This window comes from Streptomyces flavofungini (genome assembly GCF_014650815.1).
Taxonomy (GTDB): domain Bacteria; phylum Actinomycetota; class Actinomycetes; order Streptomycetales; family Streptomycetaceae; genus Streptomyces; species Streptomyces flavofungini.
The window spans coordinates 242,420-254,738 of the sequence record NZ_BMVR01000009.1 but is presented as its reverse complement, the minus strand read 5'-3'; the positions used below and the strand labels follow the sequence as shown (position 1 = coordinate 254,738).

Below are 12,319 nucleotides of genomic sequence, written 5' to 3'. Positions count from 1 at the left end.
TTTTCATGGTGCCCTTCGCGTGGCGTGCCGTCCATCGCGCTGCGCGCTCGTCCTCAAGCGCCGGACGGGCTCTTTCCCCACCCGCCCGCCGTTTCCGCGCCGCGCGCGGCCTGCCCGTACGGTCCGCGCCGCGGGCGGCCTGCCCGGTCGTGCGGTCGTTCCGGTCGTGCGGCCTGGCGTGCGGCCTGGCGTGCGGCCTGGCGTGCCGCCGGACCGTGTCGGCTCAGAGCCGTGTGAAGCACCACACCGCGAGTGCCAGGGCACCGGATCCCGTCAAGGTCGCCAGGGTCGCGGCGGCCGTGGGGTGCACGCCGTGGGCCACGGGGGCGCGGTGTGCGACGCGGGTGCCCGTCCACAGCAGCAGGCCCGCCCCGAACAGCGCGAACACCGTCCCGGCGAAGATCGCTGGTCCGCTCTCCATGCCCCTGGCCTCCCCGTGCCGTCCGTGCGGCACCTGTCGGGTACCCCGGCTGGGGAGGCTGGCACGCCCGGACGGCGGAAGCGCGAAATCCGAGTGAACGGGGGGCGGCGTACTGGGCCCACAATGGCTGGATTCCCTCCCGGAGGGGCTGATTTCTCCCCCGTGGGTGGGTCCGTGGGGGATCCGTGGGTGGGTCCATGGACAGGTCGCTGGACAGGTCGCTGGACAGGTCGCTGGACAGGTCGGTGGACAGGTCGCTGGACAGGTCTGGCGGTACGCCTTCGTGGGTGGCCGCCGAGGTCGGGGGCGGTGTCCCGGCAGGTGCGGCAGCCCCTACTGCCCCACGGGCTCCAGGAACCCCTGCTCCACCAGGAGCCGGATCTGCGCCGGGGTGCGGTCCCGGAGCAGCACCGCGTCCTCGCCCATGAGCTGGGCGATGGCGTCCAGGATGCGGCCGGCGCTCAGCGTGCCGTCGCAGACGCCCGCGAAGCCCGCGCCCACCGTGTCCACCTGGGTGGCCCGTCGCATGCCGCGGTGCTGGCGCAGCACGACGTGCTCGGGGTCCTCGGCGCCGGGCAGACCGATCTGCTCCTGCACCACGCCACCGGCGAGCTTGAAGTGCTCGGCGAGCAGCGCCGCGTCGTCGTGCTCCCGCAAGTAGTCCTGCCGTGCGAAGAACGCCTGCACCGTCTCGCCGAGGGGCTGCTCGACGGGGTGCGTCCACTCCTCGACGGTCACGGACGGCTCGGTGGCGCCGGACTTGCGCAGGGTGATCCAGCCGAAGCCGACGCCCCGGGTCTTGCGGGCCTCGAACTCGTCCAGCCACGCGTCGTACCGCGCCGCGTACTCCGCCGGGTCCGTGCGGTGGTCCCCGGCGTCGCGCAGCCACAGTTCGGCGTACTGCGTGACGTCCTGCACCTCGCGCTGCACGATCCACGCGTCACAATCGCGCGGCACCCAGGAACGGACCCGCTCGGTCCACTCCTCGCCCTCCACGTGCTGCCAGTTGGCGAGAAACTGCGCGTACCCCCCTTCGTTCAGTCGCTCCCCCGCCTCCTGAACGATCGAGCGGCACAGATCGTCCCCGCCCATGCCACCGTCGCGGTAAGTCAACCGGGCGCCGGGCGAAATGACGAACGGCGGGTTGGACACGATCAGGTCGTACGTCGCGTCGCCCAGCGGCTCGTACAAGGAACCCTCCCGCAGGTCCGCCTCGGGCGCGCCGGACAGCGCGAGCGTGAGCCGGGTGCAGTGCAGGGCACGGGGGTTGAGGTCGGTGGCGGTGACGCGGGTGGCGTGCCGGGCGGCGTGCAGGGCCTGGATGCCGGAGCCGGTGCCGACGTCGAGGGCGCTCGCGACCGGCTTGCGTACGGTGATGCCCGCGAGCGTCGTGGACGCGCCGCCGACCCCGAGCACCACGCCCTCGTCGCGGCTGCCGATGCCCCCGGCGCCGCCGACCGCGCACCCCAGGTCGGACACGATGAACCAGTCCTCCCCGTCCGGCCCGCCGTACGGCCGCACGTCGACGGTCGCCCGCAGCTCACCGGTACCGCCCGCACCGTCCTCCGCACGGACGAGCCAGCCGCTCTCCAGGAGCACGTCGACCGGCAACACGTCGGCCACGCGCGCGTAGGGCACGGGATGCTGCAGCAGGAACAGCCGTACGAGCGACGCCTGCGCCCCGTCGCCCCGGGTGGCCCGGAGCGCGGGCACGGTCTCGCTGCGGGCGAGCGCGGTGTAGGCGGGCGCCCCGAGCAGTTCGAGCAGCCCGTCGGCGGTGAAGTCGGCGGCGAGGAGGGCTTCCCGCAGCCGCGCGGTGACGTCGGGGCGGTCGGACGAGGGCAAGGGCATGCTGGCGTTACTCACCCCCCAATTGTGACCCGCCCGCTCAAGACGGCGCCCCCGGCGCCACTGGGCACCGGGGGCACACGGCCGTACGGATGAGCGGGCCGCCCGCGGCCTAGCTCTTGGCCTTCGGCGACGCCGCCGCCGTCTTGCAGCTGTCCTGCTCGCGCATGGCCTTGCCCACGTCGCCCGCCTCCAGCTTCTTCTGGGCGGTGTTCTCGCTCTGGCTGAGCTTGCCCAGCTCCTCGGCGATCTTCGCGAGGTCGTCCGCGAAGGCCGACTGGTCCTTGGTGTCGAGCTTGTCGGTCTGCGTCTTCAGGTCGGCGTACGACTTGGAGAGGCCGTCCAGCTCCTTCACGGCGTCGTTGAGCTTCTTCTCGCCGTCGTCGGTGGGCGGGGCGCCCGCCTTCTTCAGGGCGGCGCTCCGCTGGGCGTACGCGGCGGAGATGTCCCCGAACGCCTTGGAGTCGGTGCTCTTGACCTCGTCGGGCGAACTGTTGTCCGCAGTCTGCTTCTTGATCGCCGCGTTGGCGTCGGCGATCTTCTTCGACTGCGGCCCCACGGCCGTGTCACAGACCTTCTTGGCCCAGTCGTCCAGCTTCTTGTCACCGTCGTCACTGCTGCTGCATCCCGACAGCGCCAGTACCAGTACCGCACCGCCGGACAGTACGGCCGCGAGCTTCTTGTTCACCGGATTGGTCCCTTCCATGGCTCTCGGCCCCGGAACTTACACGCCAACTGGGCGACAACCTCATGCCAAGGGTGCGTTACGACCCCTATTGAAGCCATTTGCACCAAGCTATGGGCACGAGAGAAGACTCACGAGGCCCCCGGCGCGACCCCGCGCACACGCCCGCGGGCGGACGGCGCATCAAAAAGCGCCGCCCGCCCGCGTGTTGAGCGGATCCGCCGCGTCCGGCCGGTCCGGGTCACCCCGGTCCCGGCCCGCCGCGGCCCCGCGTCGGACTACGTCACGAAACCACCGCCGGATCCGCCGAATTGGCGACCTTGCCCTGCGGCTCACTGTCGCCCACGGCGATCCCGCGCCGCTTGGACACGTACACCGCCCCGACGATGACCGCGATGGACAGCACGGCGATCACGACCCGCATCGCCACGCTCTTGTCCTCGCCGTAGCTGAACTTGACGACCGCGGGCGCGATGAGCAGCGCCACCAGGTTCATCACCTTCAGGAGCGGGTTGATCGCCGGGCCCGCGGTGTCCTTGAACGGGTCGCCGACCGTGTCACCGATCACCGTCGCGGCATGGGCCTCGCTGCCCTTGCCGCCGTGGTGGCCGTCCTCGACGAGCTTCTTGGCGTTGTCCCAGGCACCACCGGAGTTGGCGAGGAACACCGCCATCAGCGTGCCGGTGCCGATCGCGCCCGCGAGGAACGAGCCGAGCGCGCCGACGCCGAGGCTGAAGCCCACCGCGATGGGCGTGAGCACGGCGAGCAGACCGGGCGTGGTCAGCTCGCGCAGCGCGTCCTTGGTGCAGATGTCGACGACGCGCCCGTACTCCGGCTTCTCCGTGTAGTCCATGATCCCGGGGTGCTCGCGGAACTGCCGCCGCACCTCGTAGACCACGGCTCCGGCCGACCTCGACACGGCGTTGATCGCGAGCCCCGAGAAGAGGAACACGACCGCCGCGCCGAGGATCAGGCCCACCAGGTTGTTGGGCTGGGAGATGTCCATCACCAGGTTCATCGGGGCGCCGTCGCCGAGTTTCTGGCCGACGTCGTCCGCCGCCTCGGCGATCGCGTCGCGGTACGACCCGAAGAGCGCCGAGGCCGCGAGCACCGCCGTGGCGATGGCGATGCCCTTGGTGATGGCCTTGGTGGTGTTGCCGACGGCGTCCAGGTCGGTGAGGACCTGCGCGCCCGCGCCCTCGACGTCGCCGGACATCTCGGCGATGCCCTGCGCGTTGTCGGAGACCGGCCCGAAGGTGTCCATGGCGACGATGACGCCGACCGTGGTGAGCAGGCCGGTACCGGCGAGGGCCACCGCGAACAGGGCGAGCATGATCGACGTACCGCCGAGCAGGAACGCCCCGTACACGCCGAGCCCGATCAACAGTGCGGTGTAGACGGCCGATTCGAGACCGATGGAGATGCCCGCGAGCACCACCGTGGCCGGTCCCGTCAGCGAGCTCTTGCCGATGTCCTTGACGGGACGCCGGTTGGTCTCGGTGAAGTAGCCGGTGAGCTGCTGGATCAGCGCCGCCATGACGATGCCGATGGCGACGGCGATGACCGCGAGGATCCGCGGGTCGCCGTCCTTGGCGAGGATCGCCGCGTCCGTGACTCCGTCCAAGTCCGCGTACGACGACGGGAGATAGACGAAGACGGCGGCCGCGACGAGCGCCAGCGAGATGCCCGCGGAGATGAAGAAGCCGCGGTTGATGGCGGTCATGCCGCTGCGGTCGGCGCGCCGGGGCGCCACCGCGAAGATCCCGATCATGGCGGTGAGCACGCCGATCGCGGGCACGATCAGCGGGAACGCGAGTCCGGCGTCGCCGAACGCCGCCTTGCCGAGGATCAGCGCGGCGACGAGCGTGACGGCGTACGACTCGAAGAGGTCGGCTGCCATCCCCGCGCAGTCGCCGACGTTGTCGCCCACGTTGTCGGCGATGGTCGCGGCATTGCGCGGATCGTCCTCCGGAATGCCCTGTTCGACCTTGCCGACCAGGTCGGCGCCGACGTCGGCGGCCTTGGTGAAGATGCCGCCTCCGACACGCATGAACATCGCGATCAGTGCGGCCCCGAGGCCGAAGCCCTCGAGGACCTTGGGGGCGTCGGCCGCGTACACGAGCACCACACAGGAGGCGCCGAGCAGACCGAGCCCCACCGTGAACATGCCGACGACGCCGCCCGTACGGAAAGCGATCTTCATGGCTTTGTGCGAGACGGCGGTGAGATCCTTTTCCGGCTCGCCTTCCGCCGGGGTCGCTTCCCGCGCGGCCGCGGCCACGCGCACATTGCTGCGTACGGCGAGCCACATACCGATATAGCCGGTGGTCGCCGAGAAGGCCGCGCCGATCAAGAAGAAGATCGAACGGCCGGCCCGCTGATTCCAGTCGTCCGCGGGCAACAGCATGAGCAGGAAGAACACCACGACGGCGAATACGCCGAGGGTGCGCATCTGTCGTCCCAGATAGGCATTCGCGCCTTCCTGGACCGCCGCCGCGATCTTCTTCATGCTGTCGGTGCCCTCGCCTGCCGCGAGGACCTGGCGCACCAGGACCCAGGCGAGCACGAGCGCCGCGACCGCGACGGCCGCGATCACCATCACGATGAGCCGGTTGTCGTCGGTCAGTACCGCTGCCGCGAGGGTTGAGGGGTGGTCGAGCTGATGAGGGGTAGAAAGCCCCGCCATTCGTCCTCCTTGACGCTTGGGCTGAGCTCAAGATGTGGACGGATTGTAGGGAGCTGAACCTGATCAAAACAGTGCGCCGCAAACGGAATTGGCGCGGGAGTGCGTGTCCGCAAATGATCGCGCCGCTGGATTGACCCCGAAAGCGGTAATGCTTCAAAAGCATTGACGCCACCGCTGACGCCGAGTTCCTGTCTTGATCACGGGAGTTCACACCCCTCGATTCACTAATAACACAATCCAAACCCCGAATCCCCGCCCCGATAACCGAACACTCCTCGGCCTCGCACGCCCCATCGGCCTCACCCGACACCCTCGACCTCGTCGGTGTCGCTTCAGGCCGTGGGGCGCGCCGCGTGCGGGCGTCGGCCGGTTGGCCTGGTCGGTGGCCGACGTTCGGCAGGATGCGCCCCTCCCGCCCGTCCGGCGTTTGAGGACGAGGCTCGGGGCGGCGCCGACAGCGCGGGCAAGGGGCGAAGCCCCATAGGAGAGGCGGCGCGGGGGTGGCGGAGCGGCCCGGCCAGGCCCACGCGGGGGCGGGACGGGGCAGGGCGAAGCCCCGGGACGGGGCGGGCGGGGCGGGGAAGCGAAAAGCCCCCGGCGCACGCCGAAGGCAGGGGTCCCGGCGACAAGCCGGGGCGAGCAGCTACGCGAGGCGACCGCAGGCCGCGCTGAGAGTCAGACCGTCGTGGGCCCAGGCCGTCGTAGGGCCTCAGGCCGTCATGGAGCGTCGGGCCGTCGCGGGGCGTCAGACCGTCATGAAGCGTCGGGCCGTCGCGGGGCCTCAGACCGTCATGAAGCGTCGGGCCGTCGCGGGGCCTCAGGCCGTCGCAGGCAGCGGGCCGACGTGGAACGTCAGGCCGTCGTGGGCCACGTCATCCGAATCGACCCACCGTTCTCCCCGGCGGTCACTTCGACGTCGTCCACAAGTCCACTGATGACCGCGAGACCCATCTCGTCCTCGCCCTCAGCCTCAAGATCCTCCCCGGATCCGGGCGGAGCACCCGGCACCCGCTCCCCGGGCGCGGAACGCGGAGCCTCATCACCGACTTCGATGGAGAACTGCTTCTCCTCCTCGACCAGCGCGACCCGCACCGGCGCGGGAATGGCGGCGGCCTGATGCAGCCCGACGGCACGGGTGCAGGCCTCGCCGACCGCGAGCCTGACCTCGTCGAGGACCGCCTCGTCCACACCCGCCCTGCGCGCGACCGCGGCCGCCACCAGACGGGCGGTCCGGACGTGCTCGGGCAGCGCGCTGAAGCGGAGTTCAACGGTGGCCATGCATCCCCCTCGGACATACACGCGTGCTGTCAGGGGGCCCGGCCGTCGGCCCGGCCCCCTGCCGTACTGCCACTCCGGGCCATAGCCCGGAACCCCGGGACGGGTCCCGGGGCGCCCGGCCAGCGCCGGGCAACCGGATCAGTCGGTGGCCGCGACCGCTTCATCGACCGAGGTGTGGATCGGGAACACCTCGGTCAGACCGGTGATACGGAAGATCTTGAGAATGCGCTCCTGGTTGCAGACCAGGCGGAGCGAGCCCTCATGGGCACGCACCCGCTTCAGGCCACCGACCAGCACGCCGAGTCCGGTGGAGTCGAGAAAGTCCACTCGCTCCATGTCGACGACCAGATGGAAACTGCCGTCGTTCACCAACTCGACCAACTGCTCGCGCAGCTTGGGCGCGGTATAAACATCGATTTCGCCACCGACCTCGACGACCGTACGATCGCCGACGGTACGGGTCGACAGAGACAGGTCCACGGATCCTCCAGCACCTTGCTATCGAGCGGTCGCCCCTCGGGACACCTCGGCCCACGCCCTCGGGACGGATCGCCAGCCGCGATGGCATTCAATCACTTACCGGCAGGCGTGCACGACGCCTTCGGACCATTGTCCATCCCGCCGGTGACACACTCGGTGCCGATGGCCAACTTTTCTCCCACCGGAAGACCCTCACGGGACACCCCGGCACAGCTCTCCCCGCAGTCGGCCCTGGACCGGCTGACCACGGGGCCGAGCCGGGCTGCACGCGTCACTCATACGGAGCACCTGCCCCCACGTGCGGCCCGTTATGCGGTCTGGCCCCATCGCATCCGTGCGGAGGTGGTCGCCGCCGTACAGTCGGCCGGAATCGATCACCCGTGGGCCCACCAGGCACGGGCCGCCGAACACGCGCTGGACGGCGAGTCCGTCGTCGTCGCGACCGGCACCGCGTCCGGCAAGTCATTGGCATATCTCACACCCGTCCTGTCGGCGCTGCTCGACGGCTCCGAGGCCCCCAACGGCCGCGGCACCACCGCCCTGTACCTCGCCCCCACCAAGGCTCTCGCCGCCGACCAGCGCCGCTCCGTCCGCGCCCTGGCCGCGCCCCTGGGCACAGCCGTGCGACCCGCTGTCTACGACGGCGACACCCCCGTCGAGGAACGCGAGTGGGTACGTCAGTACGCCAACTACGTCCTGACCAACCCCGACATGCTGCACCGCGGCATCCTCCCGTCCCACCCCCGCTGGTCCTCCTTCCTGCGCCCCCTGCGCTATGTCGTCATCGACGAGTGCCACACCTACCGCGGCGTCTTCGGCTCCCACGTCGCCCAAGTCCTGCGCCGGCTGCGCCGCTTGTGCGCCCGCTACGGCTCCGACCCCGTCTTCCTCCTCGCCTCCGCCACGGCCGCCGAACCGGCCCTGGCCGCCGAACGCCTCACCGGCCTTCCGGTCACCGAGGTCGCCGACGACGCCTCACCCCGCGGCGAGGTCGTCTTCGCCCTCTGGGAACCGCCGCTCACCGAACTCCACGGCGAGAAGGGCGCCCCGGTCCGCCGCACCGCCACCGCCGAGACCGCCGAACTGCTGACCGACCTGACCGTCCAGGGCGTCCGCTCCGTCGCCTTCGTACGCTCCCGGCGCGGCGCCGAACTCATCTCCGTCATCGCCCAGGAACGCCTCGCCGAGGTCGACCGCTCCCTCGCCCGGCGCGTGGCCGCCTACCGCGGCGGCTATCTCCCCGAGGAGCGCCGCGCCCTGGAACAGGCCCTGCACTCCGGCGAACTCCTCGGCCTCGCCGCCACCACCGCCCTCGAACTCGGCATCGACGTATCGGGCCTGGACGCCGTCCTCATCGCCGGCTACCCCGGCACCCGCGCCTCCCTCTGGCAGCAGGCGGGCCGCGCCGGGCGCTCCGGCCAGGGCGCGCTCGCGGTCCTCGTCGCCCGCGACGACCCGCTGGACACCTATCTCGTCCACCACCCCGAGGCCCTCTTCGACCAGCCCGTCGAGTCCACCGTCCTCGACCCCGACAACCCGTACGTCCTCGCGCCCCACCTGTGCGCCGCCGCCGCGGAGATCCCGCTCACCGACGACGACTTGAAGCTCTTCGGCCCGGCCACCGAGGAACTGCTGCCGCAGTTGGAGGCCGCGAAGCTGCTGCGGCGCCGTACGAAGGCCTGGCACTGGACCCGCCGCGAGCGCGCCGCCGACCTCACGGACATCCGCGGCGAGGGCGGCCGGCCCGTACAGGTCGTCGAGGAGGGCACCGGCCGCCTGCTCGGCACCGTCGACGCCTCCGCCGCCCACACGACCGTCCACGAGGGCGCGGTCCACCTCCACCAGGGCCGTACGTATCTCGTCCGCAGCCTGGACCTCGACGACTCCGTCGCCCTCGTCGAGGAGGCCGTCCCGCCGTACTCGACCACCGCCCGCGACACCACCGCCATCTCCGTCCTCGACACCGACACCGAGATCCCGTGGGGCCCCGGCCGCCTCTGCTACGGCTCCGTCGAGGTCACCAACCAGGTCGTCTCCTTCCTGCGCCGCAAGCTCATCACCGGCGAGGTCCTGGGCGAGACCAAGCTCGACCTGCCGCCCCGCACCCTGCGCACCCGCGCGGTGTGGTGGACGGTCACCGAGGACCAACTCGACGCCGCCCGCGTCAACCCGGAGATCCTCGGCGGCGCCCTGCACGCCGCCGAACACGCCTCCATCGGCATGCTGCCCCTCTTCGCCACCTGCGACCGCTGGGACATCGGCGGCGTCTCCGTGCCGCTGCACCCGGACACCCTGCTGCCGACGGTCTTCGTCTACGACGGCCACCCCGGCGGCGCCGGATTCGCCGAGCGCGCCTTCCACACCGCCCGCGCCTGGCTCACGGCCACCCGACAGGCCATCGCCTCCTGCGAGTGCGAGGCCGGCTGCCCCTCCTGCATCCAGTCCCCCAAGTGCGGCAACGGCAACGAACCCCTGCACAAACGCGGCGCAGTCCGCCTCCTCACCACGCTCCTGAAGGACGCTCCGACGGCCTGACCGCACGTCTCCAGGTTCGCCACCGACGGGCGGGCCGTCGGCGGGCGGACCGTCTGCGGGCGGGCCGTCACCGGGCAGGCCGTCGTCGACGGGCGATCCCTCCGTGGCGGACGAGCCCCCGGCGCCGGGCGCTCCCTCGGCAGCACCCGCACCCGGCACCGACCTCGCGGGTCCCTCGCGAGCCGCGGGCCCGGCAACCCCTGCCTGCCCCGCAGCCGGGACAAGCCCCACCGGCCTCACCGGCCCAACTGGTCCTGCGAGCCCTGCAGACCCCGGGGACCCCACCCGCCCCGGAGGCCCGGGAGGCCCTGGAGGCCCCGCGGGGCCCGCCCGCGACCTGACCTCCATCTCGAACGCCCCGAACTCCGCCGACGCCGTGACATCCGACACCTCCCCCGTCACCGCGCACCGCACGATCCGCGTACCTTGCGCCCTCGCCACCCGCTCGGCCCGCCCGCACGCCTCCGCACGCCCTTCCATCCAGTGGTCCGCCGCCGCCAGCGCCGCCAAGTCCGCCGCGCCGCCCGCCCGATGACGAGCCACCGTCACCTGCCCCATCGCCAGCACGACCCCCGCGACCGCACACAGCGCGGCCATCACCACCACGGCCCACACCGTCGCGGCACCTCGATCCCCGGATGCCACAGCCCCACCGCCACCACCCGGCCTGGGCCCCGTCCTCCCCCTTGGCCCAGCCCCAGGCCCAGACTCACATCCCGGCCTCGGCCCCGACCGCGGCTGCCCCGACCCCGTCGCCAGCCCCAGCCCCGACCACCAACCGCCCGCGCACCCCCACCTCACGCCCCCACCCCCACCGTCTCCTCCGCCATCGCCACGGCCTCCGCCCGCAACCTCAGGCCCAGCCCCAACGCCCTCGGCCCCGGCGCCTCCGCCACCACCTCCACCCGGACCAGGTCACCGTCCCGGCTGACCGTCACGCTCGCGCCGCGCGGAGCCGCCTGCCTGGCCGCCGCGATCGCCGTGCCCCGCGGGTCCTGGCGGGCCATCGCGCGGGCCCCGGCCCGGGCCGCGTCCACGCACTGGATCTGCGCGGACGCGGCCAACAGGGCCCACACGAGCGCCATCGTGAACAGCACCAACGTCGGCAGCACCACCGCCGCCTCCGCCGTCACGTACCCGCCGTCCCGCCGGACCCGGCGCCGTCCGGAACGGTGCCCGGAGCCGGACTCAGAACTGGACATCGAGCGCCCTCTCCACCACCGCCTGGAGGGCGGCCTTGACCGGTCCGCTCGTCACGACCTTGAAGAGCAACCCGGCGAACGCCACGGTCGCGATGATCCCCATGGCGTACTCGGAAGTCACCATTCCGGTGTCCCGCGCGACACCGCGCATCCGCCCCAGCCGACGCACCGGTCGCCCGGATCGCACCGGCCACTGCCATCGCATCCACCGCGCCAGCCGTGCCACATACAGCCGAGCCCGCGCACGCACCTGTCCCCACATGTCAACCCCCATGGAATTTGTGTCAGTTGTTCGAAGTTGGTTGTTCACAGTTCGGTTTTCGGAAGCCGACTCACTCGGACCTGGTGGCTCGGCGCTCGCCGCGCGAGCCCGATGTCCTGCCGCCCGTACGACATTTCGCCCACACAGCCCCCAGCACCCCCGCCCGGACGCCCAGCCGAACTCGGAGGCCGGACACCGAGCCGGACACCGCCCCAGCCCCGCCGCCTGCCGCGCGCAGCGCGCCGCCTCACCGCCCGCCCATCAATCCCCCCGCCAGCCCGATCACCACTGGCAGCACCCCGATCGCGATGAACGCGGGCAGGAAGCACAGGCCCACCGGTGCGGTCATCTGAACCGCGGCCTTCCGGGCCCGGGCCGTCGCCGTGCGTCCCTGTTCGGCTCGGCAGTCCGCGGCGAGCCGGGCGACGGGCGCGGCGGCAGGGGAGCCGGACTCGGTGGCGCGTTCCAGGAGGCGGGCCAGGGCGTCGGCGCCCGGTATCTCGCCGACCCTCCGCCACGCGTCGGCCGGTGCCCCGCCGAGCCGTACCTGCGCCGCGCCCCAGGCGAGCCGTTCCCCGACAGGGCCGCCCAGGGAGTCCCCCACCGCCTGCGCCGCCAGCACGGGCCCGGCCCCGGCCGCCACGCAGGCCGCCAGCAGGTCGGCCGCCAGGGGCAGTTGTCGGATTGCCTGCGAGGCGTCGAACTCGTCCTTCCGGTCGGCGCCCGGCCGCAGCCGCCACACGCAGCACCCCGCGGCCACACCCACCAGGCATCCCGCGATCCCGCCGACCAGCGCCCAGCCCGCGCCGATCACCCCGGCAACCGTCAGCCATCTCCGCACCGGCGCCCGCCGCCCGGACACCGCACCGCCCCACTGCCGTAGCCACGCCCGGTCTCCAGGCCCTTCGCCACGTCCTCGACC

Annotated in this window: 10 protein-coding genes and 1 pseudogene; 1 reads left to right on the top strand and 10 read right to left on the bottom strand. The window is 72.1% G+C overall.

The features are described 5' to 3' along the window. Nucleotides 1-223: 223 nt before the first annotated feature. The 6 genes from IE274_RS24580 to bldG form a co-directional block, all read right to left on the bottom strand. Nucleotides 224-421, bottom strand: coding sequence for a hypothetical protein (locus IE274_RS24580; RefSeq protein ID WP_190118034.1), 198 nt, complete (start codon nucleotides 419-421; stop codon nucleotides 224-226). Nucleotides 422-754: 333 nt separating this feature from the next. Next, nucleotides 755-2,287 carry a DUF7059 domain-containing protein gene (locus IE274_RS24575; RefSeq protein WP_190118033.1) on the bottom strand — a complete coding sequence of 511 codons (1,533 nt, stop codon included), beginning with the start codon at nucleotides 2,285-2,287 and terminating at the stop codon, nucleotides 755-757. Nucleotides 2,288-2,381: 94 nt separating this feature from the next. Next, the gene (locus IE274_RS24570; protein WP_190118032.1) at nucleotides 2,382-2,975 is read right to left on the bottom strand and encodes a small secreted protein; all 594 of its coding nucleotides are present in this window, start codon (nucleotides 2,973-2,975) and stop codon (nucleotides 2,382-2,384) included. A 262-nt stretch (nucleotides 2,976-3,237) separates the two neighbouring features. Continuing rightward, nucleotides 3,238-5,640, bottom strand: a complete 2,403-nt coding sequence (locus IE274_RS24565; RefSeq protein WP_190118031.1) for a sodium-translocating pyrophosphatase — start codon at nucleotides 5,638-5,640, stop codon at nucleotides 3,238-3,240. Between the two features lie 852 nt (nucleotides 5,641-6,492). Further along, the gene (locus tag IE274_RS24560) at nucleotides 6,493-6,918 is read right to left on the bottom strand and encodes an ATP-binding protein (RefSeq protein ID WP_190118030.1); all 426 of its coding nucleotides are present in this window, start codon (nucleotides 6,916-6,918) and stop codon (nucleotides 6,493-6,495) included. Between the two features lie 138 nt (nucleotides 6,919-7,056). Further along, on the bottom strand, nucleotides 7,057-7,398 hold the full coding sequence (bldG, locus tag IE274_RS24555; protein ID WP_190118029.1) for an anti-sigma factor antagonist BldG: 342 nt from the start codon (nucleotides 7,396-7,398) through the stop codon (nucleotides 7,057-7,059). 81 nt (nucleotides 7,399-7,479) lie between these two features. On the opposite strand from bldG, the gene sftH reads away from it, so the two are divergent. Further along, entirely contained in the window at nucleotides 7,480-9,933 is a 2,454-nt protein-coding gene (gene sftH / locus IE274_RS24550; RefSeq protein WP_190118028.1) for a DEAD/DEAH box helicase, read from the top strand. Between the two features lie 381 nt (nucleotides 9,934-10,314). Here the strand turns inward: sftH and IE274_RS24545 are convergent. The 4 genes and pseudogenes from IE274_RS24545 to IE274_RS24530 all read right to left on the bottom strand — a co-directional run. Next, nucleotides 10,315-10,530 (bottom strand): annotated as a pseudogene (locus tag IE274_RS24545) (Rv3654c family TadE-like protein); the annotation flags it as partial. Nucleotides 10,531-10,730: 200 nt separating this feature from the next. Next, nucleotides 10,731-11,135 (bottom strand): TadE family type IV pilus minor pilin, encoded by a 405-nt coding sequence (locus tag IE274_RS24540; protein ID WP_190118027.1) that lies wholly within the window; start codon nucleotides 11,133-11,135, stop codon nucleotides 10,731-10,733. Then, a complete protein-coding gene (locus IE274_RS24535; protein ID WP_372446966.1) occupies nucleotides 11,122-11,259 on the bottom strand; it encodes a DUF4244 domain-containing protein in 138 nt (45 codons plus the stop codon). The genes IE274_RS24540 and IE274_RS24535 overlap by 14 nt, the downstream gene beginning before the upstream one ends. A gap of 385 nt (nucleotides 11,260-11,644) precedes the next feature. Next, nucleotides 11,645-12,211 carry a type II secretion system F family protein gene (locus tag IE274_RS24530; protein WP_373305768.1) on the bottom strand — a complete coding sequence of 189 codons (567 nt, stop codon included), beginning with the start codon at nucleotides 12,209-12,211 and terminating at the stop codon, nucleotides 11,645-11,647. Between the last annotated feature and the right edge of the window lie 108 nt (nucleotides 12,212-12,319).